This is a genomic window from Agrobacterium sp. DSM 25558 (genome assembly GCF_900100825.1).
GTDB lineage: Bacteria > Pseudomonadota > Alphaproteobacteria > Rhizobiales > Rhizobiaceae > Agrobacterium.
In genome coordinates this window covers 14408-40984 of record NZ_FMUD01000017.1, presented here as the reverse complement: position 1 = coordinate 40984, position 26577 = coordinate 14408, and the positions used below count along the sequence as shown (strand labels likewise).

Below are 26577 nucleotides of genomic sequence, written 5' to 3'. Positions count from 1 at the left end.
AGTATACATCATGGCAGAACTCGTTGTAATTGGATTTGACGATTTGACAGAGGCCGAAAATGTCCTGTCAAGGCTTCGTGGGTTGGGAAAAGAGTACTTGATTGATCTGGAAGACGCTGTTGTCGTCACGCGTGACAACGAGCGGAAAATCGACATCAAGCAAAGCTTTAATCTCACGGCGCTCGGAGCGAGCTCAGGTATGCTATCTGGCGTTATCTGGGGAGGCTTGATCGGACTGTTATTCCTTAACCCATTGGCAGGGCTAGCAATCGGCGGAGTAGTTGGAGCTGGGACTGGCGCACTAGCAGGCTCTTTGAGCGATTATGGTATTGATGACGACTTCATCAAGTCGCTAGGCGAGACCATTCCCCTTAACAGCTCAGCGCTTTTCATTCTTATTCGCAAAGTACAGCCTGACAAAGTGATGGCAGAGTTGCAAGATGTCCGAGGTCGGCTGTTGAAGACCTCTCTCTCCCCACAACAGGAATCAAAATTACAGAGGTTGCTGTCTGACCACTATTCACCGTGACGCCGGAATCGTCATGGTGTCCAAACGCGCACCGTTTCCATTGATGGCAACAGCGATGTGGTTAGCTTTGTGGGTATCGACGCCGACGATAATGTGATCCATTGAGTGGCTTTCCGTTAGAATGACCCAGACACCGATCGAAAAGAACAGGACTGTGATGGTACGCTGACCGTTAAGCTCCTATGAAGTCACATCTCGGCCGGTGTCTGGGCAACCTGATGGTCGACATCCAGCGAGGATGCCACCGTGAAAGCTGGCGTCTCTGCCCCCATTGGGAACCGATGGTTTCGGAGTTCATGTGGCATGCCTCCCACACATCTTTCACCTTCGGCAACACCAGTCAAAAACCGCAGCCTGACGTTCAGCGTACGGGAGGAAATTGCATTGGAATGTGCTCGCGGCAGTGGCATTCGTGCCATCGCATGGAAGCTATGTCGAACGCCCAGTAAAATCTTGCGCGAGATCAGGCGCAATTCGGCGACATGCAGCGGCGACTTCGACTACTGGGCCATTACCGCGCAGTGGCATGCTGATCGGGCAGCACGACGGCCGAAAGCCGCAAAGCTTGCAACCAACCTGGTACTTCGTGACTACGTTCATGACCCGGCTCGCCGGCCTCATTGGAACCCCTGACGGCATCGCCTTTGAGGGTCCTGTCGTGGTATGGAAAGGGCGGCGGGCCGTTCATCGGCGAACTCGACGCTGGTCCAAAGCCTGGAGTCCCGAACAGATTGCGCGGCGTCTGAGACTGGACATCCCTGAGGACCCGGCCATGCGAATCAGTCACGAAGCCATCTATCAGTCGCTTTTTATCCAGGGCCGCGGCGCTCTGAAGCGAGAATTATTGGCCTGCTTGCGCTCTGACGGTCGCTGCGCTTACCCCGTGAACGTGCTCGCAACCGTGGCAAATCCTTTCTCGGGGATGCATTGATGATCAGCGACCCTCCTGCGGAGATCGGCGACAGAGCTGTACCTGGCCATTGGGAGGGTGATTTCATTCTGAGTCTCGGCGTTCAGCGATAGGCACGCTGGTCGAACGAACAACTCGGTTCACGATGCTTCTACACCTGCCACGTATGGAACGCCACGGGTTGGAAAAGTCTGTTAAAAAACGGACCAGCCCTTGCTGGGCATGGTGCCGAAGCGGTCCGTGATGCGATCGCCGATATCATCATGGAACTACCGGCGCATCTGCGCCGATCCTTGATTTGGGATCAGGGTGCCGAGATGGCTCGGCACGCACAGCTTCGGACCGACACTGGCCTCTATATCTACTTGTGCGAACCTCAGAGCCTCTGGCAGCGCGGGAGCAATGAAAAACACCAATGGCTTACTGCGACAATGCTTTCCCAAGGGTACGGACCTGAACAGGCATGGGGCAAATGAACTCAGAGCTGTCGTACCTGCGCTCGACACCAGGCCCCGCACGACGCTGGACTGGCGCACCCCTGCAGAGGCTCTCGACGGACTGCTCAAATCAGTTGAATCTGCCTTGGACGCCCCCGTCCGAGTGATGCAAAGGGACACCGCCATGAGCAACGCCGATCATGGAGATCCTGCTCAAGGGCATCGAGGACAACGCCAGCATGCGCCGTCCTGCTCGCCCGCCATCCAATGATGCGATGAGCGAAGACGTCGATGACAAGGGCCACGTAGCAAAGCCCGGCCATGTGGCGAGTGGATTGAGAAGCGCAGATGCGCTTCTCCTGCCCGAACCGTACGTGCACATTTTAGCGCATACGGCTCTCTATATATCGAAGATAATCTTGGCGAACGACATCATCGAGCGGCACAAATCTCTTGGTTCCCGACATGCGAGACGCCGTACTGATGTCGGTTCCGCACATTCACCTCAATGATGGTTACTGGGATTTTAGACTGTCGCAAAAGTGTAATCTTGGACTCGTATGGGTACATTGTACCGGCTGAGAGGGGTGCTGCCAGCAATCCTCTAGGCTGCCCCCTACGCCTATGATCATCCCGGATCATGCGGCCAGCACGAGGATCTGATGGCATGACCCAACTCTCGCAGAGCATGTTCCCGACGTCCCAACTGGAGGAAGCCGATGGCGATGGCCATAACGACACAGACAATGCGACCATGGGCGAGATTATCTCGCGTCGCTTTTCGCGCCGCGGCCTTTTGAAGGGCTGTCTTGCCGTGTCGGCTATCTCCGCAACGGTCAGCCCACTCGCGCTGATGACGGCCGACAATGCCCGCGCCACCTCCGGCTCGGCCTTCTCTTTCCCCGAGGTCGAGGCCGGTGTGGACGAGAAGCATCACATCGCTGAGGGTTACGACGCCGATATACTGCTGCGCTGGGGCGACCCGCTCTTTGCCGATTCGCCAGCCTTTGACCCGAAGAACCAGACGCCGGAAAGCCAAGCCCGCCAGTTCGGCTATAATAACGACTATGTCGGCTTCGTTCCGCTCAACGGCTCATCGGAGCACGGCATCCTCGTCGTCAACCACGAATATACTAACGAACACCTGATGTTTCCGGGTATCGTGAAAGTGGTGGAGAAAGACAATAAGAATGAATCGGGCAAGACGGTGAAGGAACTGGAGATCTCGCCGGCCGACCGGACGCGCGTCGATATCGAAATGGCCGCACATGGCGGCACCGTGGTCGAGATCCGCAAGGACGGCGGCAAGTGGCAGGTGGTCCGCGGCGGCGCGCTGAACCGCCGCATCACCTCAACGACCGAAATGGCCATCTGCGGTCCGGCTGCGGGCCATGCCCGCCTGCAGACCGCGGCCGACGCCAGCGGCACCAAGGTCTACGGCACGATCAATAACTGCGCCGGCGGCGTCACGCCTTGGGGCACCTATATCATGGCCGAGGAAAACATCCACGGCTACTTCATTGGCGAACTGCCGACCGATCATCCAGAAGCCGCCAACTACAAGCGTCTGGGCCTGCCGGAGGGCACCTATGCTTGGGGCAAATTCCACGAGCGCTTCGACGTGTCCAAGGAGCCGAACGAGGCCAACCGCTTCGGCTGGATTGTCGAGGTCGACGTAATGGACCCGATGTCGGTGCCGAAGAAGCGCACCGCCCTCGGCCGCTTCAAGCATGAGGGTGCCGAGTCGATCGTCGCCAAGGATGGCCGCGTCGTCTTCTATCTCGGCGACGACGAACGGTTCGACTATGTCTACAAGTTCGTGACGGCGGGCAAATTCAATCCGGACGATCGGGTGGCCAACATGAACCTTCTGGACGACGGCACGCTTTATGTCGCGAAGTTCGCCGAGGACGGCACAATCGCCTGGCTGCCGCTCACCCATGGCGTCGGTCCGCTGACGGAGGCCAATGGCTTCAAGAGCCAGGCCGACGTCCTGATCGAGACCCGCCGCGCCGGCGACCTTCTGGAAGCCACCAAGATGGACCGTCCAGAAGACGTTGGCCCAGATGCCGCCAACGGCCGCGTCTACGTCATGCTGACCAACAATAGCAAGCGCAAAGGCGACGAGATCGACGCCGCAAACCCGCGCGCCAAGAATGTCTTCGGACATATCATCGAGATCGCCGAGGCCGATGGCGACTTCACCGCGACAACGGGCACTTGGGAAGTTCTGTTGAAGTGTGGGGACCCCTCCGTCGCCGATGTCGGCGCGACGTTCTCGACGGAAACCACGAAGAACGGCTGGTTCGGCATGCCGGACAATTGTGCCGTCGACGCAGATGGTCGCCTCTGGGTGTCCACCGACGGAAACTCGCCGTCTGGTACCGGCCGCACGGATGGCCTCTTTGCCGTCGACACGACGGGTGATGCGCGCGGAACGTCAAAGCTGTTCTTCCGGGTTCCGGTCGGTGCCGAGATGTGCGGTCCGCTGCTTCTGCCCGATATGCAGACGGCCTTCGTCGCTGTTCAGCATCCGGGAGACGGCGGGGACGACTGGGACGGCTTCGGCCGTCTGTCCTACTACGAGGATCTCTCGACCCGTTGGCCTGACTTCAAGGACGACATGCCGGTTCGCCCTTCGGTCGTCGTCATCACCAAGGCTGGCGGCGGCAAGATCGGCGTTTGATGCCCGAACGCTGGCAGCCGCGCCTGAGGGATGCGGCCGCCGTGTTTGTGCCTTTCAATCCACAGATCACGGGAAGGGCGCCATCGGGTCGGGGCGTTTTTCGACCGCGTTTATCGCGTTCTGGTGAGCGCCAAGAACTTTTCCCATTGTGGATGGTCAGGGTCGCTAGCGCATGCAAGCGTCGCCAAACCATTGGGTTCAGCCTTTCAGCGCGGCCCGGGTTTGCAATTTCATGGGCGTCCCATCTGGCGTGCCGGCACTTTTGCGCGCAAGGTTGGGCCGGCGCAAGCAAAGTCAAATCGCCGAGTTTGGTCGCGGGACCATCGTCCGTTTTCCTGGAGACACCACTACGCAGGCTATTCTGTGGCATTTTGCGACGCAGTCGGGCATTGCTGATCTGGGTGAAGGCCTGATTAAGCGAGACAGTTTGACCCGTAACGTGGAGGTCCGCTGAGTTGCCGCCCGTATTGGAGGGGATCTTTGCTCCTTTGAGTGACGGCTGGGCGATCTAAGCAAGACAACTTATTTTTTGACTGCCGAAATCTCTCGGTCTACCTGGCTCCGCCTGAGCGATCTACGCAACCCTCGGAAGTCGAAGGCGAGGGTGGCTACCAGCTAATTTGGTCCCAATACCGCGACTGAGAATTACAGCTATCGGCTTCGCGACCCAGGCGGGCCCTCTTGAGTTGCCTACAAGGAGCATGAACCAGCAAGAACCCGCTTTCTGGTTTTCCTGTGCTCTCAGCGATATCGGTGGTGGTGGTTGCTATTGCGATGCGGCGGCAAGCAAGCCTGCGGTATCGCCGTCATCGTAGGTCTTGCTATTTGCCGCAGAGTCCCGATCCTGTCTCAGTTACGGATGACGAAGACGCTGCCGAACAGCTTCGGCTGCAGCGCAAGCGTATAGAAGCGGGCCATGTTGCGCGGGATCAATCAGGGCTGATCGATTCGTCCGAGTGAAGAATGGCCCCGTCGCGACGTTGGAGGTTTGTGAGAGCCGATCGGGCTGAGCGGACGGCTCTTATCAATCTGCCGTTGGTCGACCATTGGGTCAAATTCCTGAAACTACCGTACCGCCTGTTGTTCCCAGCTATCCTCACCTTTGCGTAGTCTATTTGATCAATTCAATCCCTACGGATGTGATGTTCTTCGCTCTGATCGATTCAGCGGACATCTATTGATGCGCTGTGGTTCTGAGCCTGTGCCAGTGCTTTATGTTCCGTGCTTTGAAAGCAGGAGAATCATCGCCGTTCGGTCATCCTTTCAAACGCATCGTTTTCGACATGCATCACCGAACCGGCCAGTCTGTTTCCTCTGTCAGTTTCTGCGATCATGTTGTTAATTTCTCCGTGGTCGAGGGTCCGCAAAGGTAGAGACCATATTTATCGAAGAACAAACTTTATAAAATAGGTCATTATATCGGATGAATTTACAAATCTGAAGTGAAAACTTAAGGTTATAACCGCATATTGCAACGACATTCGCCGAAGTCATTTTTGTCAGTTGGTTATATCTCGGGGGTACTATGAATCGGGTAATCGGACTTTTCTCTTTTCAGTCGCTATTGACTGTATTGGCTATAACGCCACTGGCGGCTGTCATGTTGCTTGGTGCAATCGTCACTTTTGGAACTTATACTTCATATCTGAAATTATCGGACGCGGTCGCTCTTGAACGGCTTTCGTCCGCAGGAGGAAAGCTAATGCTTGCACTTCCGGGCGAAAGTGCATCTTCGACCGACCAGCGCCTGAAGGCGAGAGAGATCACTGACAATGCGTATAACACTGTAGTCGCAAGCTATGATGACGTTGTGTCACTTGGTCACAGCGAACCGTTTTTGAATGAAATCAAGCGGAATCTCGATGATCGCTTTTCCAGAATTTCTGAGTTTCGTGCCGCGATTGATGCCGGCCCGATCAGTCCGCTGTTGCCTCTTCAATATATGCAGCCGATATCCGCCGCATCCATTCAGCTTGCCTCACGTGCTGGGAACAACATGGAAGATCGCGATCTGTTGCATGGTGTTACGGGGTATAATGCATTTCTGCAATACAATGAGGGCTACTTAGTACTTAACAGACTAGGCATTCAATATACGAGTATCGGAACGCTATCGCTAGAGGAATTCGCTCGTTTCAACTCGGTCATCACTCAGATTAGGATCTACGATCAAATATTGCGCGAATTTGTGGATCCTTCCGTTGTAGACGGTCTCGATAACTTTATGCAGTCCCCTTCGGGTCGTTTTGCCCAACAAACGATCGACAGTATGTCCAAGAACGTCGCCTACTCGCCAACGCCGTCAGATATTGATAACTGGACGAAGGCAATGACAGAACGCCGTGAGATTGCTGGCAAGCTTTTGCTTGAGGCAGGTGACAACCTCCACGCCAACGCAGCGTCGAAACTCAAACAGGCATACTGGTCTCTCCTTATTTACTTGGGTATTCTTGCTGCCTTCGTAGTAGTGGCTGTTGCGCTTTCGATCGCTATTGCGCGCTGGCTTTCAAGTTCGATCCGTCGCGTCAGCCTGAGGATGTCAGACCTTGCTGCAGGTAACACGCAGGATAGTATCCCTTTTGCTGAGCGCAAAGACGAGATCGGCGATATCGCTCGATCTGTCGAAGTCTTCCGCGAGGCTGCGCTGCGCAACCAATCTCTTGAAGAAGAGGCGGAAACTAGTCGTCGTCGTTCCGAAAATGAACGGCTGCAACTTCAGCGGCAGGCCGAAGCTGATGCAGACTCCCGTCTCAATCAAGCGACTTCATCGCTTGCCGCCAGCCTTCGCCGCCTCGCCAGCGGTGACATGCACTGTGAAGTTCGAGAGGCGCTTGCACCCCAGTTTGAAAACCTACGCGAAGATTTCAATTCTTCTGTTCGTCAACTGCGAGACGCGCTTCTGAGTGTCGATAACTCGGTGTCAACAGTGACGGATGGTTCAAAAGAGATTTCGGACGCATCCGACACCTTGGCAAAGCGCACTGAAAAACAGGCAGCATCGCTGGAGGAAACAGCCGCCGCGCTAGAAGAGATCACGTCGAACGTTGTGGCCACATCCAAACGTACATCGGAGGCGCGGGACGTGGTCCGTAATGCCCGTAGCCGCGCTGATCAATCCGGTCAGGTCGTCCGCAACGCAGTTGCTGCCATGGAGCGGATAGAAAAATCGTCGCAGCAGATCGGCCAGATTATTGGTGTGATTGATGAGATCGCCTTCCAGACCAATTTGCTGGCCCTTAATGCCGGTGTCGAAGCTGCAAGGGCAGGGGAAGCAGGTAAAGGCTTTGCAGTTGTTGCCCAGGAAGTTCGTGAACTGGCACAGCGGTCGGCCAAGGCCGCGAAGGAAATCAAGTCGCTTGTTTCTAATTCGGCTGTGGCAGTATCTGAAGGGGTCAAGCTTGTCACCGAAACGGGAGAAGGCCTGACGGCAATAGAGCTACTGGTCCAGGTCGTGAACACACACATGGATGCGATCGCCACCGCTGCGCAGGAGCAGTCTGTCGGCCTTGCCGAAGTAAACACCGCCGTGAACCACATGGACCAGGCAACGCAGCAAAACGCAGCCATGGTTGAAGAAATGAATGCGGCCGGGTCCGCGCTGGCGCAGGAAAGCCTCTCGCTGAGCGCTCTGCTGTCTCAGTTTCAGCTAGAAATGCACACACGGACATCAGATCGACTTTGCTCAGACGCCAAACATAAGGAGATTCCAATATTTGATCAAAAGAGACGCGCCTGATAGGTACCCCCGGGCTTACGTTTCTGTTGGTGCATGAACTGATGGAGACTGCACCATTAGTTCCAAGATCCGGCTTCTTATGGGAATGCTTACATCAGCGAAACCACACCATTGGTGACATCCGGCAGTGACGGTATGATGCCGCTTTAGACATACCAATCGGCAATGGCACCGGTCTGTTTAACATGGGCTTCAGAAACACTGGTCGTCGGAACGGCGCTGTTCTCGCCAATCTTGGCAAGGAACTTCGCAGTGGCAGGTCAATTGAGTTTCAGGATAGGTCTTGAGCTCGCCGGCACCTATCTGCTGTTGCAATATCGGCCATGCCCATTGGCATTCCGGGGTGACCGCTCTTGGCCTGAAGAACGGCGTCTATGGACAAAAACTGGATGCAATTGGCGAGCTCTCGCAGATGAGGGTCGCGTGGCGGCGGCAGAGATTTATGTGGTGAAATGGTAGATTGGTCTTGCATTGGAAGGCCTCCTCGACTTGTGATCGGGTGCGATGCCACCGTGCAAAAGGTCGATCCACTGTCAAATGTTCCAAGAGGCAAGCATTTTTCTTCCTTTGAAGGACAGAAAATTCTGATACGCTGTTCGGTGGTGTCCCGTCACTCCAAAGAGCAATTATTGCCCACCTAGTCGCGACATTCGGTGATACTGATACTTAGAAACGTGTTGAGGAAGATATCCAATAACAGCCTGAACATATAGCTCTAACGACTGCGCTTCAAACATTCCAACTCGCTGGAACCTTGCTGACACATGTAGTGTTTATGCTCACCTACGGCGTGCTCACGACATTCTCACCTCCCAACTGATCTGCACGCCGCGACGTACATCAGGATCTACAAGGAAACTCACATGCAAATCGGAATGATGGGACTGGGCAGGATGGGCGCAAATATGGTTCGGCGTCTGCTGGAAGGAGGCCATGAATGTGTCGTATTTGATATCAACAGCGCAAGTGTAGCTGCTCTTGTTTCCGAGGGCGCGGTCGGCGCGAGCTCCATGTCGGACTTCGTGTCTAAACTTCAAAAGCCTGCTTGTGCATGGCTTATGCTCCCTGCAGCTATTACGGGCGAGAATGTTGATAGGGTCGCAGCCTTGATGGAGCCGGGGGATATCATTATTGATGGCGGCAACTCTTACTACCACGACGATATGGATAAGGCGGAGCAACTGCGTGCTAAGGGCATCGATTATATCGACGTCGGGACGAGTGGGGGTATCTGGGGCGTTGAGCGTGGTTATTGCTTGATGATCGGTGGGCCGGATAAGGCAGTACGCCATCTCGACCCCATCTTCACAACGCTTGCTCCCGGTGACACAACGTCTGCTCAGGAGGTGAGCGAGGGCCTGCGCACAGCCCATCTTGGTTATCTTCATTGCGGCCCGGCGGGTGCCGGTCACTTCGTGAAAATGGTGCATAACGGTATCGAATACGGGATGATGGCGGCCTATGCGGAAGGCATGAATATTCTAAAGGCCGCTAATGCCGGCAAAAAGGCACAGGATGCGGATGCCGAAACCAGCCCGCTGCAAACGCCACAATATTACCAGTTCGATATTGATATGGCTGCGGTTTCAGAAGTATGGCGACACGGTAGCGTCATCAGTTCCTGGCTTCTGGACCTGGCGGCCGATGCATTAAAGCAGGACCCCTCACTTGCGGCATATAGTGGTCGGGTTTCGGATTCCGGCGAAGGCCGCTGGACGCTTAAGGCCGCCGTCGACACCGGCGTTCCTGCCCCGGTTCTTTCCTCGGCGCTTTTCCAGCGCTTCAACTCGCAAGGTGAGTCGTTGTACGCTGACAAGCTCCTCTCTGCCATGCGGTTCTCCTTCGGTGGCCACCGTGAAAAGGCAAAAACTGGTGGTTGACCACAAGTGAGGAACTAATGCTCGGGGTACACCTCGGCGTCTTCTTTAACAAAGTATTCTCCGCGCATGTCGCATTGGCGGCGCGGCGAGCCAGAGCTGGTTCGGTTGGTCTGAACAGTTTCGGGCGTTTTGCTAAGTGGATTTCCGCCTCGATTATGCCGCCACCATCATTGGTGTCAGCGCGTTGAAGTAGGCCTGATCCGGCGTCTCCCGGTCAAGGGATGAATGTGGGCGTCGGCTATTGTAAAAGCTCAGATATCGGATGATTGTAAGCGCCGTTTTGGGAGCACGTCGGTTTACGCTTGACGGAATGGAATGACGTTGTTTCCACGCATGAACGCAAGGGCACCCTCTGCCTCAATGGCTTTCACCGCTACGTCCCGTGCCTCTGCGTCGGATCGGAATTGCTCGTCCCAGGCGTGACTTGTGTTGTTGTGGTCGACCACCTCAAGCGTCCATGTCGTATCGGTTTCCAGTCGGAAGATGTCGATGGAGAACGGATAGCCATCAACGACGATCCTCTTACTTTTGCCAGAAGTCACCAGATTGGGTTCGTCGTCTTCGATCATTTAGCACGTCCAGCTTCTGTATCACGACGACGAGTATGCCGGTGGAGCTGAACCCGTCAAGTGGCTGGCTTGATAGCCCTTTTGAATGCCCACGGCAGCAACTCATCGATCCGGCTCTGCCTGTGGCCATTCACGATTGCCGCGAGTGTACTGGTCAAGTAGGCCAACGGTTCGACCGAATTGAGTTTACAGGTCTCGATGAGCGATGCGATGGCCGCCCAGTTCTCTGCTCCGGCATCGTGGCCCGCAAAGAGCGCGTTTTTCCGGTTCAGTGCAATCGGCCGGATGGTCCGCTCGACGGTGTTGCTGTCGATCTCAATGCGACCGTCGGTCAGGAAGATTTGGAGACCACCCCAGTATTTGGCAATGTAGGCCAAGGCTTCGCCGAGCGGGGATTTTGTAGCGACACGGGCGCGGTTATGCGTGAGCCAAACCTGCATGTCGGCGACAAGCGGTGCAGACCGTTCCTGCCGCCCAGCAAGACGAGCCTGCGGATCAAGGCCGCGCAATTCGGCTTCGATCCGGTACAGCTCGCCGATCCGTTTTACGCCGTCCTCGGCAATGGGTGCTGTTCCGTTACGGGTGATCTCCACCAGCTTGCGACGAGCATGTGCCCAACAATAGGCAAGCCGAATGTCTGGGCCAACGCGCTCTGGTGCGATCAGCCTGTTGTATCCGGCATAGCCGTCCACCTGCAGGACGCCGGAGAAGCCCTGCAATATTCGTTCGGCATGAATGCCTCCGCGACCGGGCGCGTAGGTGAAGGCCACGCCAGGTGGAGCGCCACCGCCCCATGGGCGATCATCCCGTGCCAACGCCGAGAAGTATCCGGTCTTGGTCTTGCGCGTGCCGGGATCGAGAACCGGGGCACGGGTCTCGTCCATGAACAGCTTGGTTGAACGCTTCAGATCGGCAATCAGCGCATCGAAGACCGGACGTAATTCGAACGCTGCTCGCCCGACCCAGTCCGCAAGTGTGGAGCGGTCGAGATCAAGGCCTTGACGACTCATGATCTGAGCCTGCCGATACAGCGGAAGGTGATCGGCATATTTGGAGACCAGAACATGGGCGACGGTCGCTTCCGTCGGCAGCCCTGCCTGGATTAATCGCGCTGGAGCAGGAGCCTGAACGACGCCGTCGGTGCAGGAACGGCAGGCATATTTGGGACGGCGGGTGACCAAAACTCGGAATTGCGCCGGTACGACATCGAGGCGTTCGGAGACATCCTCGCCGATGCAATGCAGGCAGCCGCCGCAGGCGCACACCAGGCTTTCCGGCTCGATCACCTCTTCGACGCGCGGAAGATGTTTTGGAAGGGAGCCGCGATTGGTCGTGCGTTGCTTGGTCGTCTTGGTTCCAGCAGGAGTGTCCCCCTCGTCCTCGGCATGGATCGCGGCCATCGCCGTTTCCAGGTCCTCCAATGCCAGATCGAACTGGTCGGGATCGGTCTTCTCGGATTTACGCCCAAATGCTGCCTGCTTGAAGGCTGCGACCAGCTTCTCAAGCCGTTCGATCCGCTCGTCCTTGCGAGCGATATGCTCGTCCTTACTTGCTATCGCGACGTCCTTGGCCGTCTCGCGTGCCTGGGCTGCGATCAGCATCGCCTTCACGGCAGCAACATCATCAGGAAGATTAGCAACGTCCAACATGGCCAGAGCCTACCAAAACCAAATCCGTTTTGCTTCCGGAATCTATCGTGCTGAGTCATCGTGTCGCAGCTATTCGATGGTCTCCGGCGTTCTCGTCCTGACGGCATGAACCCGCCGCCAATCCAGGCCCGCAAACAGGGCCTCAAACTGGGCATGGGTCAACGTCATCAATCCATCCTTGATACCGGGCCATGTGAACGTGTGCTCTTCCAGCCGTTTGTAGGCCATGACGATACCGGAGCCATCCCAGTAGATCAGCTTCAACCGGTCCGCCTTGCGTGACCGGAACACGAAGACCGTTCCCGTAAACGGGTCCTTGTGCAGTTCGTTCTTCACCAGCGCCGCCAAGCCATCATGACCCTTGCGGAAATCCACCGGCTTGGTCGCCACCATGATCCGCACGCGGTTCGAGGGGAAGATCATGTCGTCGCCACCAAGGCACGCGCGATGGCGGCGATTCTGGCAACAGACGCACCTTCCTCAAGACGGATCGTGACCGGGCCGACAACAATCTCGGTGCGGCAAACTGGGTTGACACTCAGCGGCTCAGGCGCGGGCGTCTCGACGACTACGGCCGCGAATTCGACTGAGTCCTCCGGCTCAGGCAAAACCAGCTTGCCCTGCCGTGCCAGTGTTCGCCAGGTCGATAGGTGGTTGGCCTTCAGCCCGTGGCGGGCCGCAACTTCATTCACCGTCACACCTGGTCGCAAACTCTCCGACACGATGCGCGCCTTGATCTCATCCGGCCATTGACGATGCACCTCACGTCCGCTCCGCCGCGTTGTGAGAACCTCCAACGTAGCACCCATGGAGAAACTCCTTATCGCTCGTCCATGGAACTTCGATCACAGATCAGGCGACAGCGGGCAACGTGGGGGTGGAACAGCGGTTACGGATGATTCCCACGCGGGCCTCGGACACTGTTTTGTAGGCGTGTAGGTAGACTTCCTCGTATTTGATTGACCGCCAGAGCCGCTCGACGAAGACGTTGTCCCGCCACGCGCCCTTGCCGTCCATCGAGATGGCGATTTCCGCCTTCTTCAGCACCGTCGTGAAGTCGATGGTGCGTGTTTCGCTAATCCGGGACAGTCTCGGACGTGGATTTATAGGTCGATATTCGCAAGCGCCGTTCTGGCAGATTGCCTCCTCATCATCGGTTGAGAGGGGCCATGCCAAGACGGAAGCAAGCGAGACGACAGTGAAAGACATTCGATCGATACTGCAGCTGACGCATGAACAGGGCCTTTCGGTTCGCGCCGTTTGGGAACGCCTGAAGATCAGCAAAACCTCTGTGGCGACGTATCTGCTGCGAGCGAAGGAGACCGGACTTTCGGTCTGGCCGTTGCCTGCGGGCCTGCACGATGATGCCGCGCTGGAGCGACATCTCTTCCGGCGGGTTGGCCGACCGCCACAAGACCTGGTCGAGCCGAATTGGCGGTCTGTTTCTGCCGAGCTGAAGCGCAAGGGTGTGACGTTGACGCTGCTCTGGCAGGAATACAGGGCGAGCCGTCCCGACGGCTACGGCTACACATGGTTTTGCGACCGTTTTGCCACCTTCGAACGTCGCGCTCACGCAACCTTCCGCAACCGCCATGAGGCGGGCGCGGTGATGCAGACGGATTACGCCGGCCATACGATACCCATCACCGACCCTTCGACCGGCGTCATCCATTCGGCGCAAATCTTCGTGGCGATGCTTTCCGCCTCGTCGCTGACATTCGCTATGCCAGCTTCAGCCAGAAACTACCGGACTGGATCGAGGGCCAGGAACGGGCACTGAGCTTCTTCGGCGGCGTCACGGAGGCGATCGTGTGCGACAATCTGAAGGCAGGCGTCGCCAAGGCGCTGTGGTTTGCGCCCACGCTCAACGCCACCTTCGCCGCCATGGCCGAACATTATGATACGACCATCCTGCCGACCAGAAGCCGCAAGCCGCGTGACAAAGCCAAGGTCGAAGGCGCCGTGCTGATCGTCGAGCGCTGGATACTGGCTCGCCTCAGAAACCGACGCTTCTTCAGTCTGGCCGATCTGAATGCCGCGATCTCGGTTCTGCTTGACGACTTGAACAACCGCCCGATGCGCCACATCGGCAAGTCGCGCCGAGATCTGTTCAAGGAGGTGGAGAAAAGGGCGCTTGCGCCGCTGCCAGCGCTGCCATTCGACTGACGCCCTTCTAAGAGTCAAGCCGCAATTTGGCTTTGGTTGATTTCCTTGTGCCGCCGCATGATGATTGCGAAGACTTCGCGGGCGATGTAGCGTTTGAGGCAGCGAATAGCCTCAAGCTTCGATTTTCCGGCTGCGATGCGTCGCGCCACGTAGTCCTGTGTGCGTGCATCCAATCGAAGCCTCCCGATGGCGATGATGTGGATGGCACTGTTGGCCGCGCGATCCCCACCCCTGTTCAACCTGTGCCGAACTGTTTTCCCGGAAGAGGCCGGGACTGGACTGACGCCGCACAATGCCGCGAAGCTCGCCTCGGATCTCAGCCGGTCGGAGTTGTCGCCCGCAGTGAGCAGTAACTGGGCCGCGCTGTTCAGACCGATCGCTGTTTGAGCAAGCAGTTCGGGAGCGAGTTCTGAGACGATAGCCTCAATCATGTCGTCTAGGTCAGCGATCTCGTCATGCAGTTCTAGATAACGTCGCGCCAAGGACTTGAGAGAGATGCGGTAGGCTTCCTCGACCTGGCGGTACGCTGTAAGGTCGGGTCGCCAGGCTGCGAGCGTGCGGATCAACTGCATCCGCGTCATGCTGCGTAGCGGATCGCGGATCTTGTCCGGTGCGCAGACGATGGTCGCCTGGATCATCTGCAGGGCAATGCGGCGCGCCTGAATAGCAGTTTTGCGGCAAACCCTTAGAACCCGTAGACTTTCCACCATGCCGTCCCTACTGCGTGGCGTTACGGTGTACCGTCTCGCAAAGGCCGCGTGGGCGGCACTTTCTGCGTCGAAGTCGTCATTCTTGCCGCGCCGGCGACGGTCCAGTTTGTCAGGTGCGGTGACTTCCAGAACCTCGACACCTGCAGCTTGCATGTACCGCAGTAACCCCGCGCCGTAGCTCCCCGAGCATTCAATCCCGACCCGCTGAAGATCCCCGAAGGATCGCATCCAAGCCAGCATCAAGCGATAGCCGTGTCGGGTTGTCGGAAAGCTCTCGGTACCGAGAACGCGATCGCGATGATCAACGACTGCCGCGACATGCAAGTCCTTATGTGTATCGACGCCACCAATGACGAAAGTTTCTGCTCGGTGTTCAGCCATCTAATTATCCTCTCCTGCGTCTTGAGAATTATATGCCTGGAGGATGCAGGGACAGGACAGTCACGGGACCGGATGGTCATGCCCTTCTTGGGTCACAGCAGCACCTTCGAGGCAAGGCCTCGCCGCAGGCGTTCCCGGATGATCGACAGGTCCAGGGAAAGACACATGTGGGTCGATCGGAATGAGGGTCAGATCATACCGGGAAGCCATACGGCACCAACCCAACAGATGGTCGATCGGTGTTTGAGTCAAACCACCCGAGAACTGGCATCAATCATATGACTATCGGTGTTGAAGATGTCGGGTTTGCCATAACGTGCAAGCGCTTCCTCGACCGCTTCGATACAGAACGCTGCTTCCATCGTGATCGACAACCGCCACGACAGAACCCTGCGGCTGAACCAGTCCACGACGGCGCAGAGATAGACAAAACCGCGAGCCATCGGAACGTAGGTTATGTCCATTGCCCACACCTGGTTGGGTCCAGCAACCTCCACCTTGCGCAGAAGATAGGGATAGATTTTGTGACCTGGTGCTGGTTTGGAGGTGTTCGGGCGACGGTAGATCGCCTCAATGCCCATTTTCTTCATCAACGTGGCGACGTGCAGCCGACCGGTTGTAGCCCTTCTCCTCTCAAGAGCCCTTGCAACATACGACTTCCGGCAAAAGGGTAGTCGAGATGCAGTTCGTTGATCCCCGAGCGGATGCGCAGCATTCGTCCGCCAGCGCATCAAAGCCAGATTACCGTCGGGCACTGGACGAGGCAGATAATAGACACTGCCACGGCTGAAGCCGAGAAGCTTTGCCTGACGCACGACCGACAATTTGTGTGAGCGGTCGATCATTTCTTTCCGCCCAGCAATCCCGTCTTGCCGAGCGCTCCAGCTAAAAAATCGTTTTCCAGTGTCAGTTGGCCTATTTTGGCGTGCAGAGTTTTGACATCGACGGTTGGACCTGCTGGTTCAGCCTTCGTTTCATCGCCGAAAACGCCTGTCGCCCCCTCAAGGAGCTGATCTTTCCACTGTTTGATCTGGTTGGCGTGGACGTCGAACTGTTGGGACAATTCCACCAGCGTCTGCTCGCCTCGAACGGCGGCAAGCGCCACTTTCGCTTTGAAAGCTGGGCTATGGTTCCGGCGCGGTCGTCTTGTCATGGTATCTCCTGTTCACGGCATTTAAGCCGAAGTCAGGCAGAAATTCCACTTATCCCCGCTGTGCAATTTCCCCGAACCAGCTCTATCCTATAAGAACCCAACGAGCTCGCGGGCAACTGCGGTGATGGCGACGTTGCTTTTTCTACCTGCTCCGTGTTCATCCATCTTTATAGTTCGCAGCTATTGCCGCCGCTGTTTGATCGAAATTACCAAGCCTTGCTCGGTAGCGGTCTATAGGCGCATTCTGTCACAAGTCGCATCGGCTCAAACAGAAAAAAAACTGTTTGAGTAATTTGTGATCAAACTGGCCCTCCTGCTGAACCATGAATTTGCCAGCATCTGCCGGTTGCCAGGCCTTCTTGTATGGCCTCGTTGATGTGAGCGCGTCATAGACATCACATATGGAAGCGATACGAACCGGCATGCTAATCTGGTTCCCAAACAGGCCTTGCGGGTAACCTCGTCCATCTATTCTCTCGTGGTGGTGTCGGCATATGTCAAGAACCATCTCTGGCATATCACCTTGTCGGGAGAGAATTTCAAAACTGTGCTGCGGATGCTCACGAATTTTCGCCATTTCCTCGTCAGATAGCGAACCAGTCTTATTGAGTATATAAAGGGGAGTTTTTATTTTCCCTATATCATGCAACAATCCGCCCATCGCCAGTGTCTGGATCGACTCCTCATTAATTTTCAGCGATCGCCCAAAGTGCACCATCAATGCGGTTACGGCAATCGAATGTAAAAAAGTGTACTCGTCTCTCCTCCTCAAGCGGGTGACTTCGATTAAAGCGCGTGCACTATCTGTCATACACGCTGCAATCTGTTCGACGACTTGCCTCGCGCCGCCTATGGGGACGCCATTACCTAATCGGGCATCGTTAAACATTGCCTCGATGAGCGGCTTTGATTTTTCGATCGTCCTTAACGCACGTGTTACTTTAGCACTTGAAGCAATGCGGCGTGTTTTGCCTGATAGGGCATTAACTGTGTCTACACCGGCGTCAGTGTTAATAGTTACACTTCTGACCCCACTTAATTTTAGAGAGCGCACGTCATTGACGTTATCAAGAAGAAACCGGCTCCGCCAAAACGGCTGGCCAATCCACTCGCCGTCAATTGCTTCAACAAACATCCCTAGACGTACCTGAATGGGGTTGATACGCTTGAGCATTATTAAACTCTTGCTTGAGACAATGGACTGATCACTTCAGATCAGACAGAGATGCATAGTAAGTTCGAGCTTGGTCACGATGTCGCCCTTGAGGTTGCGTCGGTCTTTTCTTCAGCACGGTGGCTCCTTCCAATCGCGCACGATTACCAAGCTCCTGTCATCGTGATGACCATCCTGGACACATCCTTTGACGGCTCCAAAAAGGCCGATCCGGTGTGGATCGTTTTGATTGGCCATCACGACTAAATTTTCCCAGTCAACGCCACTCGTGCCTTCAGGAATGCCGGGATAGCCGTCCGAAAACAATTCAATGGTCTTGAAACTGCCCCAGGGTAAGACCGTAACAGGCCGTTGCCCGGATTGAGAAGAAAAGCCATCGAAGGCTGGTGAAAAAAGTGCAGAAGATATGTCGCGGGTCTCTCTGATCCCGGCGAGACCGTGAAGCAGCGCCTCTTCCACTACCTGTCTGGAGAAGCGAGGATTTTCCAGGAGCTGCCTCGTCACTCGGTTACAGGCATCCTCGTGCTGTGACGGAGGGCTGATCCCACGTACTAGAAGACTCTTTATCTCTTTATCTCGTTCCGCTGCATCCAACCCGGCAAAAGCTTTATCCTGCCAGAATGCCCGTCGCATCTCGATAAAGACGCGTTCAGCATCATTTGGCTCACTTGGTTTTAATACAACCCCGTCAACCCTCGCGAGAGACAGATCGCCCGATATTCGAAGTCCAGCATGAGTGGCAGCCGCAATGGTGCCTCCGCTTCGGAAACGGAGGGATGGTTGATGCGTGACGGTTTCTGTAAGGTCAAGATGGTCGTAAACTGCTTTAAAAGATCGATCGATCTCACGAGACATCCGAAGGTCGTCCCACTGTTCATTATAAGCTCGGCGGGCGTTACGTTTGAGTGTACGCGCAACGATCTCAGCACTTATCCAACCGGGCTTGTGTCCTCCATATGAGATTCCAAACAAATCCGTCGCTCCGTCGATCACGGCCGCAAGAAATGGGAGAACAACAACCGTCCGATCTTCGCAGTCATTAGGCCTAAGAGGATCTTTTCCTATACAAAGTGATTCGACTTCTGGAGGTAGATCGCTAACTTTATTTCGTCGGATCGTCATCTTCGTGTCCTGCTATTTTTACGAATTTGTCGCGTTATGTTTGGCGTTAGAGTGCTGGCAAACTTTGTTTTTCGCCGAATTTTCGAAGGAGCAGGAAAACCCCAATTGTCACGACAATTTGGACCAGACCCATGGCCGATGCGCTACCGGTTTGATAAGAAAATGCATACCGGTAAGTCATGATTGGTACGGTCACCGTACCAGCGGTGTAGAGCACCACAGACGCACCCAACTCATTGAAAACCTCCAGCCACACAAGGAGTGCGCCAGCGCTGATACCTGGTGCCATCATGGGACGCATTATCTTGAAGAAGGTACGAACGGGGCCGACGCCAAGTACGAGCGACGCTTCTTCAAGCGACCGGTCGATCTGCGTCACGATTGAAGCCGTAGTTCTGACCATAAACGGAAGTTTTCTCACGATGTAAGCGAGCACCAAAATACCCGCAGTGCCGGTGAGATAAAAAGGAGCAGCACCGAAACTGTAAACAAAACCGATACCCAGCACCGTTCCGGGGATGAAGTAGGGAAGCATCACAAGCGTATCGACAATCGACGTCACGCGATCCTTCCGACGTGCAGAGAGGTAACCGACCAAGCTCCCGAGATAAACGATCACGACGAACGCCGCGCCAGAGAGAACGATACTGTTAAAAAGCGAATCCCGCAGTTCCGAGCTCACCGCTCTAAAGTTGTCAAGCGTCCAGTTGAGTGTGACCACAGATGCGTCTACTTGAAGAAAAGCAAAAACCGAGATCATTACCAGTGGGAAGCAGGTGACAAGCACGAGAAAACTAAGAAACAACTGCACTAAGAAATGTGATCCACGGCTCAACTTTATCTTGGGGATCTGCCGCGGCTGATCTGTGGAAATATTCATCTTGCGTATCAAAAACATCATCATTGCAGCGATGCCCATAGAGAGCGCCAATAATAATGTGCTCGTCACGGCAGACAGCCCGCCTTCGGTGCCCATTTCGCTTGTGAAGGTACTGAAAGCCACTGTTGCTAGGACAGGAAAACGCTCGCCTTCACCAATGAGTGAAGCTGTTCCCCAGTCGGCAACAGATCCTAGGAAAACCAACATTGCTCCCGTCAGAATCGCGGGCAGCAGAAGCGGAAGCGTGATGGTGGTGAATACTTTAAAGGGTGACCGACCAAGTGTTGCACCAGCTTCTTCGATTGATGGGTCGATGCGCTTCAGTGCGGCGCTAACAACTAAAAAAACCATCGGATAGGCATTTGCGGCCAGTACGATAATGATCCCCACCGGACCGTAGATGCTAGGTAGGGCTATTCCCCAGTCATTCACGAGTTTAACCAAGACTCCTGCATGGCCGAATACCAGTATCCAGCAGAACGCACCCAAAAAAGGCGGAGAAAGCATGCCGCAGCTGACGGCAAGGAAGAAAAAGCTTGCTCCGCTCACTTGGTAGCGATTTAAGATATAGGCGAACGGAATGCCAACGGCGACAGCAAGTAGGGTTGAACCAATGCCAATAACGAATGTGTTTACTAGACAACGTAGGAAGTAGCGTGACGTAAAGAACTGTATGAACCCGCCGAGGCCAGAGGTACCAGTGTCGTCGCGGAAGCTGTTCATTAAGACGGTTACAAGCGGATAGACGACCAGTATGATCAAGATGATCATTAGAATGGCAAGGAACACACCCCACGGATCAAAAAGATTTCGTGCCATTCTTTTTCTTGGGGCAACGGGAAGTGTGGACTGCCTCATGCTGCGTAATCCCGTTCTTCAGCGTCTGCAAATAAATGGACGTCAGGTCCAGTGAAGATGAGCCGCCACTCGGACGCGGTCGGCGCAGACACTATCGGATGATTTGGCGATACCCGCAGTTCAATTTCTTGACCATCCCTCAGCCGAAGGCGTAGTTGACAGTGTGCACCAAGGAAACTTGAGAGGAGCAGTTGGCATCTGAGACCATTTCCTTCCGCGTTAAAGGATGGCAACAGGCTCGCCTGCGCTTCTGGGCGAAAACCAAACTGAACGGGTCCTGACTTTTCAGCGTTTTCCAGGCACGCAAGTCCGCTTAGATAGCACTCACCTACTACGAGGCGAGGTTCTTTTGAATCGAACTCCACTCGAGCGGCGAGAATGTTGCTTCTTCCTATGAAACGCGCCACCGTGGCGTCGCATGGCATATTGTAAAGATTGAAGGGCGTGTCGTATTGTCGAATATGCCCTCCGCTCATTAGGGCGATCTTGTCGGATACCGCCAATGCCTCTTCCTGATCGTGAGTGACGTAAACGGTCGTTATGCCGAATTCCTGCTGCAGCAAGCGAATTTCTTCTCTCATTTCGATCCGCAAGCTCGCGTCCAGATTGGAAAGAGGCTCATCCATGAGAAGCAGCCTTGGCCTCACGACCAGCGCCCGAGCGAGACCCACCCGCTGCTTCTGTCCACCTGACAATTGCGATGGCATTCGGTCTTGGTAGCCGCCGAGTTGGACCTTGGCGAGGATATCTTTGACGCGACCTTCGCGTTCTGCAGTGCCAACCTTCTGCGCACGTAGTCCGTAAGCTACATTCTCTCCTACAGTCATGTGGGGAAAGATGGCGTAGCTCTGAAAAACCATTCCAGCTCCACGTCTATACGGGGGCTCGTTTTGTATTGGTTTTCCTTGGAACAAAACCTCACCGTCATCGAGTTCCATCAACCCAGCTATGATGCGCAGCAAGGTGGTTTTTCCACATCCCGAATGACCGAGAAGCGACACCATTTTGCCGCTCTCGATTGATAAGTCGACACCCTGAAGTATCTTGGTTGGACCGAATGATTTCCTGATTTGCTTTAGGTCTACATGCATAATATTTCTTCTTTCTCCGACACGCGGAAATCAAAGTGGTTCGGGAAGGACCAAAATTGCCATTGGGTGAGTGGGTTGTGCTACAGCACATGTGCTCTTGATTCGGCCTATTGGCGAACGAGCGACAAATACTTTCTGATCGTGGCGTCACGATCCAAAGTTTCGAGGAAACCCTTCTCAAGATTTGCCTCTTGTGGATGAGTTGGCAGCCCCTCAGGTGGCGAGACACCAATCGCAACCGGACGTCTGTGGAATTTATCAACGACGATTTTCTGCACTTCAGGACGACTTAGATAAGAAATGTAATCTTCGGCAGCCGTCTGGTTTGCCGCACCTTTGATGACCGCTGAACCGTCTGCGTAGGTGACAATGCCTTCCGTTGGGTAAACGATATTCACTGGTGCGCCAGCCTTTTTCTGGACGAATGCTGCATCCTCACCAGTAATACCAATCGCATACTCGCCGCGCGCCACTCCGCTGACCACCTTACTCGAACTATTGGTGATAATTAGATTAGGAAGGGCAGCCTCTAGAACCTTCCAACCCTGTTCTTCACCATAGACGCCCAGGACTGTCGCAAGCTGCGCGTAAGCTGACCCGGATTTGTCCGCGCCAGCATAGGCAATCTTGCCTTTGTAAATTGGATTTGCAAAATCTTTCCAGCTCTTGGGCGCGGGCAAATTCCCGAGAGCATCAGTATTAACGATAAATACACCTGACACCACTTTGCTAAAGCCTGGCCAAGTCCCGGACTGCGGAACTTCCAGGAGGTTCCGGGACTGATCAAGGAGATCGGTAGACATGGCTGCAACAACATCACCAAGTGGACGAGACGCTTCAGCTTGAAGCCGCTTGATGAGTTCACCCGACCCGGCTTCGATCATCTGCACCTTAATACCAGTTTCCTGCTCGAAGGTGACATTAATCGATTTCAAATAATCTCCGCTCGGCGTGTAAACAACAACCTTTTTGTCTGCGGCAGTCGCTATCGCGGGGAGCGCGGCGGTTAATACGGCGAAAGCGGTCATCATGCAAATACGACGTTTCATATCGATCTCTCCTGTGGTGGCAAACGCCGCTTCGAACTGGCTAATACGGCTATATCCAGAAACTTATAACGTTTCAAGTTTCGTATACTCTTATGCTATGTCAGTGATGTGACAGAGAATTTCGGGGTTCTTTCCTTGTTCCGGTCAGGTACGACACGTTATGTAGGCTGATAGACAGGAGAAAGATTGTTGATGAAACCAGAACGTCAGATACGGGCAACAATTGTTGATGTTGCCAGAGAGGCTGGCTTGTCTATAGGGACTGTCTCCAACTACCTCAACGGACAAACGGTACGAAGGAGCAACAGGTATAAGATTGAGACTGCAATTGCTGCGTTGAGCTTCAGCCGCAATCAAATTGCCGTTTCGATGAAGACAACCAAAAGCCGTCTCGTGGGAATGCTGGTTCCATCTCTCAGCGAGTTTCACGGTGCCATAGTCGAGAAAATCTCAGCAGAGTTGCAGGATCAAAAGCGTGCATTGCTGACTTATTGTCACAATAAAGATCCGGCGGTTATGGCCTACGCCTTGAATTTTTTTCAAGAGCAACGGGTATGCGCAATCATAGTGGCGGGCCATTCTGGTCTCGAAGGTCGGTTGCTCGATTTTAGCAAGTACGGCATCCCCATTATCGGTCTGACGAATGACAGCCCGGATGTTCCAATGTATCGCGTCTTGACCGATAGTACCGATGCAGCTCGAAAGGCAGTTGGATATCTATCCGGTCTTGGCCATAGGGAAATCTCGGTGATTACCGGTGACTTGAACGAAGCAACAGCCCGGGAGCGATTCGGTGGATACAGACAAGGTATGGAAGAATGGGGCCTCCCTTTAGATGATAGGTTGGTCATACCAGGACATTATCAGTCCTCAAGGGCTTACGCGGCGCTGGAACGTTCCTTTTCAACGGGTCGCAAGCCGTCTGCGATCTTATCCTGTAGTGGAAGCATGACATTCGGTGCTCTGAGATTCTTCCGCGATGCCGGGATGCAAGTCCCGGCGGATATTTCGCTGATCTCCTTTGATGATAGCAGAGCCTTTCAGCTAAGAGATGCGCCTATCACGGTGCTAGCTCAACCGACCGAAGATTTGGCGCGCACTGTTGGGTCGGTCATCAGTCGCTGCGCAGATTCGGAAGATCAGATTCATCCGTCTATCGAAGTCAAAAGCTATGAATTCGTAAAAAGAGAGTCTTGTCTCGCGTTTGAAACATCATCAAAGATAGAAAAAACCTAAAGATTATTGCCCCTCCGACATCCGCTTGCAAGTCCGCCCATCGCACAAACTGGTGCAGCCTTTGTCCAGGCTCCACCATATAGCCATGCCCACTCTTACATTACGATGGTCTCCCCGACGGAATAGGACGTCGTTATCACAACGTCGGCGTGGCGGAGGATCACTTGTCCTTCACGCTCGGCTTTGAATTTGAGTGAGGAGACTTTACCGTCTTGCCAACTGAAATCCAACAACAGACCTCCGCGGACCCTAATGCCTGATAAGCAGCCGGATTGCCACGTCTTAGGCAAGGCAGGCAGCAGTCGGATCTCGCCAACACGCGACTGAACCAGCATTTCCAGAATGCCAGCCGCGCCTCCAAAGTTGCCGTCGATCTGGAACGGCGGATGGGCGTCGAAGAGGTTTGGATAGGTCCGCTCCGGGGATAGCAGCAATGCCAGAACGTCATGCGCACGGGCACCCCGCCCGAGCCTCGCCCAAAGGTTCAGCCGCCAACCGATGCCCCAGCCCGTCGCGTCGTCACCGCGCCGGTCGAGCGAGATCTCAGCTGCGCGCGCAAGGTCGGGCGTCTCCAAGGTGTCGATCTGCTGGCTGGGATAAACGCCATAGAGATGCGACACGTGACGGTGTTGCGGCTCTGGCGCATCCAGATCCCAATCTTCAAGCCACTCCTGAAGTTGTCCAGCCTGGCCAATGCGGTCAATCGGAAGACGCGTTCGTGCAGCTCTGACGTTGTCGCGCCAGGCAGCCTCGATGCCCAGACGCTCACTGGCTTCGATCGCCGCCGCGAAGAGGTCGCGCAGGATCTGGTTATCCATGGCGGGTCCTGCGCATAGGGTAGAACCAAATGGATGGGAATTTTCGGGAGAAAGGGACGGGCAAGTGACGAGGAGATCAGTACCCGGCAACTGGACGAGCGTATCGAGCATGAAGTCGACGGCTCCCTTAATTAAAGGAAAAATGCGGTCGAGCAGTGGGCGGTTAGGATGGAAGCGCCAGTGATCGAAGAGCTGCGCGCATAGCCAGGCACCACCCATAGGCCATAGACCCCACGGCGGCCCGTCGATCGGTCCCGTCGCGCGCCAAATGTCTGTATTGTGGTGCAGAACCCAGCCACGGGCACCATAATGTGCGCGCGCCATCTCCCGGCCGGTCTCTGAGACATCTTCCACCAGTTCGATCAACGGTATGAAGGTTTCCGGCAGATTGGCTGGATCGGCGAGCCAATAATTCATCTGCAGATTGATGTTGACGGTGTATTTGCTGTTCCAGGGCGGCAAAATCTCCTCGTTCCAGATACCCTGTAAATTCGCGGGCTGGGTGCCTGGCCGCGAGCTTGCCATGGCGAGATATCGGCCGAACCGAACGTAAAGCGCTGCAAGATCGGGGTCGTCACCATTAGCGAATGCGGCGATACGGCCGTCTGTGGGAATGTCTGACGTATCGGGCCCGTCGATGATGATTGACATGCTCTGATACAGGCGGCGATGATCAGCAAGGTGATCGTGCAGAAGTGTCTCGTAGGGAATTGCCGCGACCTCATCGAGCCGGTCCGCTGTTGCCTCATCGGGCGAGCCGCTAACATCGTCGTAACGGCGAAAACTGGTCCCCGCATCGATGAGGAGGGTTACCGCATCGGCCTCACGCACCCGAACGGCTTCCGGGCCCCTATCGCGCATCCCACCCTCCGGCAGGATGCGTGATCGAAATGCGAACCGGAGCAGGCCTGGAATGCCGTTCTGGGACCGGTTGCGACCAAGATATCCGATCGTGTCATCGGAACGCTCCTCGGCAGCGCCGTTCTGCGGGCTGCTCATGAGACAAGTCAGGGACAGGGCGCCGGGCTTTGATACGGTGATCCGGCAGACGAGAACGTTATGGATCGCGGTTGCGAAGACGTCGCGGCGGAAACGCACTCCGCGGCAGTCGTACAGCGTGGTCGCAATGCCGCCGTCGAGATCAAGCGAACGGCGGTAGTTTTCGGTCGTCAGATCGTGGTGAAACGTCAGGTGGACGTCACCAACAGGCTGATAAGACGTCTGAAGATCGGGGGATGCCATGACTTTTTCGTAAGCCAACCGCTCCGCTTCGGCATAGCGGCCCTCCATGATGAGCTTGCGGACTTCCCCGATATTCGCTCCGGCCTGGGCGTTGATGGGCTGATAGGGGCCGCCGTTCCAGAACGTGCTCTCGTTAATCTGGAGGCGCTCGCTCCATGAGCCGCCGAAGACCATAGCGCCAAGGCGGCCGTTGCCGACAGGAAGCGCCTCTGTCCATGCAGATGCGGGGCGGTCGTACCAGAGTTCGTGTGTGGTCACGGGGAAAAGCCTTTTGAAAAGAGATTGAAAAGATCGTCTTGGG

At 55.2% G+C, this 26577-nt stretch carries 16 protein-coding genes and 6 pseudogenes; 7 read left to right on the top strand and 15 right to left on the bottom strand.

Annotation, left to right across the window (positions count from 1 at the left end):
• Positions 1 to 10 precede the first annotated feature (10 nt).
• Positions 11 to 529, top strand: coding sequence for a DUF1269 domain-containing protein (locus tag DSM25558_RS15390; protein ID WP_077105608.1), 519 nt, complete (start codon positions 11 to 13; stop codon positions 527 to 529).
• Between the two features lie 228 nt (positions 530 to 757).
• A pseudogene (locus DSM25558_RS15385) lies at positions 758 to 2024 on the top strand (IS30 family transposase); the annotation flags it as partial.
• Here DSM25558_RS15385 and DSM25558_RS15380 read toward each other — a convergent pair.
• Positions 2022 to 2207: pseudogene (locus DSM25558_RS15380) on the bottom strand (IS3 family transposase); the annotation flags it as partial. The pseudogenes DSM25558_RS15385 and DSM25558_RS15380 overlap by 3 nt on opposite strands.
• A gap of 336 nt (positions 2208 to 2543) precedes the next feature.
• Here DSM25558_RS15380 and DSM25558_RS15375 point away from each other — a divergent pair.
• Together DSM25558_RS15375 and DSM25558_RS15365 are read left to right on the top strand one after the other, a co-directional pair.
• The gene (locus DSM25558_RS15375; protein ID WP_077105606.1) at positions 2544 to 4562 is read left to right on the top strand and encodes a PhoX family protein; all 2019 of its coding nucleotides are present in this window, start codon (positions 2544 to 2546) and stop codon (positions 4560 to 4562) included.
• 1525 nt (positions 4563 to 6087) lie between these two features.
• A complete protein-coding gene (locus DSM25558_RS15365) occupies positions 6088 to 8298 on the top strand; it encodes a methyl-accepting chemotaxis protein (protein WP_083716480.1) in 2211 nt (736 codons plus the stop codon).
• Between the two features lie 310 nt (positions 8299 to 8608).
• Here DSM25558_RS15365 and DSM25558_RS15360 read toward each other — a convergent pair.
• Positions 8609 to 8770: pseudogene (locus DSM25558_RS15360) on the bottom strand (hypothetical protein); the annotation flags it as partial.
• 391 nt (positions 8771 to 9161) lie between these two features.
• On the opposite strand from DSM25558_RS15360, the gene gnd reads away from it, so the two are divergent.
• A complete protein-coding gene (gnd, locus tag DSM25558_RS15355) occupies positions 9162 to 10178 on the top strand; it encodes a phosphogluconate dehydrogenase (NAD(+)-dependent, decarboxylating) (protein WP_077105604.1) in 1017 nt (338 codons plus the stop codon).
• Between the two features lie 296 nt (positions 10179 to 10474).
• Here the strand turns inward: gnd and DSM25558_RS15345 are convergent, their stop codons facing one another.
• The 5 genes and pseudogenes from DSM25558_RS15345 to DSM25558_RS28340 all read right to left on the bottom strand — a co-directional run.
• The gene (locus tag DSM25558_RS15345) at positions 10475 to 10747 is read right to left on the bottom strand and encodes a hypothetical protein (protein WP_045232922.1); all 273 of its coding nucleotides are present in this window, start codon (positions 10745 to 10747) and stop codon (positions 10475 to 10477) included.
• A 56-nt stretch (positions 10748 to 10803) separates the two neighbouring features.
• Positions 10804 to 12396: an IS66 family transposase gene (locus tag DSM25558_RS15340; protein WP_077105603.1), complete on the bottom strand. Its 1593-nt coding sequence runs from the start codon at positions 12394 to 12396 to the stop codon at positions 10804 to 10806.
• Between the two features lie 69 nt (positions 12397 to 12465).
• Entirely contained in the window at positions 12466 to 12819 is a 354-nt protein-coding gene (gene tnpB / locus DSM25558_RS15335) for an IS66 family insertion sequence element accessory protein TnpB (RefSeq protein WP_077105602.1), read from the bottom strand.
• The gene (locus tag DSM25558_RS15330; protein ID WP_077105601.1) at positions 12816 to 13205 is read right to left on the bottom strand and encodes an IS66-like element accessory protein TnpA; all 390 of its coding nucleotides are present in this window, start codon (positions 13203 to 13205) and stop codon (positions 12816 to 12818) included. Before DSM25558_RS15330 ends, tnpB begins: the two co-directional genes overlap by 4 nt.
• 82 nt (positions 13206 to 13287) lie before the next feature.
• A pseudogene (locus DSM25558_RS28340) lies at positions 13288 to 13431 on the bottom strand (IS3 family transposase); the annotation flags it as partial.
• Positions 13432 to 13565: 134 nt separating this feature from the next.
• Between DSM25558_RS28340 and istA the strand changes: the two are divergent.
• Positions 13566 to 14559 (top strand): annotated as a pseudogene (gene istA / locus DSM25558_RS15320) (IS21 family transposase); the annotation flags it as partial.
• A gap of 17 nt (positions 14560 to 14576) precedes the next feature.
• On the opposite strand, the gene DSM25558_RS15315 reads toward istA, so the two are convergent.
• The 7 genes and pseudogenes from DSM25558_RS15315 to DSM25558_RS15280 all read right to left on the bottom strand — a co-directional run bounded on the left by DSM25558_RS15315 (position 14577) and on the right by DSM25558_RS15280 (position 22980).
• On the bottom strand, positions 14577 to 15653 hold the full coding sequence (locus tag DSM25558_RS15315; protein ID WP_077105600.1) for an IS110 family RNA-guided transposase: 1077 nt from the start codon (positions 15651 to 15653) through the stop codon (positions 14577 to 14579).
• 284 nt (positions 15654 to 15937) lie between these two features.
• Positions 15938 to 16806: pseudogene (locus DSM25558_RS27775) on the bottom strand (IS3 family transposase); the annotation flags it as partial.
• Between the two features lie 247 nt (positions 16807 to 17053).
• Positions 17054 to 17980: an HD-GYP domain-containing protein gene (locus tag DSM25558_RS15300; protein WP_077105598.1), complete on the bottom strand. Its 927-nt coding sequence runs from the start codon at positions 17978 to 17980 to the stop codon at positions 17054 to 17056.
• A gap of 111 nt (positions 17981 to 18091) precedes the next feature.
• Complete coding sequence (locus DSM25558_RS15295; protein WP_077105597.1) at positions 18092 to 19102, bottom strand: hypothetical protein; 1011 nt, start codon at positions 19100 to 19102, stop codon at positions 18092 to 18094.
• Positions 19103 to 19148: 46 nt separating this feature from the next.
• Entirely contained in the window at positions 19149 to 20801 is a 1653-nt protein-coding gene (locus DSM25558_RS15290) for an ABC transporter permease (protein ID WP_159442505.1), read from the bottom strand.
• A 35-nt stretch (positions 20802 to 20836) separates the two neighbouring features.
• The gene (locus tag DSM25558_RS15285; protein ID WP_077105595.1) at positions 20837 to 21931 is read right to left on the bottom strand and encodes an ABC transporter ATP-binding protein; all 1095 of its coding nucleotides are present in this window, start codon (positions 21929 to 21931) and stop codon (positions 20837 to 20839) included.
• Positions 21932 to 22038: 107 nt separating this feature from the next.
• Complete coding sequence (locus tag DSM25558_RS15280) at positions 22039 to 22980, bottom strand: extracellular solute-binding protein (RefSeq protein ID WP_077105594.1); 942 nt, start codon at positions 22978 to 22980, stop codon at positions 22039 to 22041.
• A 192-nt stretch (positions 22981 to 23172) separates the two neighbouring features.
• Here DSM25558_RS15280 and DSM25558_RS15275 point away from each other — a divergent pair, with 192 nt between their 5' ends.
• A complete protein-coding gene (locus tag DSM25558_RS15275; RefSeq protein ID WP_077105593.1) occupies positions 23173 to 24216 on the top strand; it encodes a LacI family DNA-binding transcriptional regulator in 1044 nt (347 codons plus the stop codon).
• A 95-nt stretch (positions 24217 to 24311) separates the two neighbouring features.
• Here DSM25558_RS15275 and DSM25558_RS15270 read toward each other — a convergent pair whose 3' ends face one another.
• Positions 24312 to 26534 (bottom strand): glycoside hydrolase family 95 protein, encoded by a 2223-nt coding sequence (locus DSM25558_RS15270; RefSeq protein ID WP_077105592.1) that lies wholly within the window; start codon positions 26532 to 26534, stop codon positions 24312 to 24314.
• Positions 26535 to 26577: the final 43 nt, after the last annotated feature.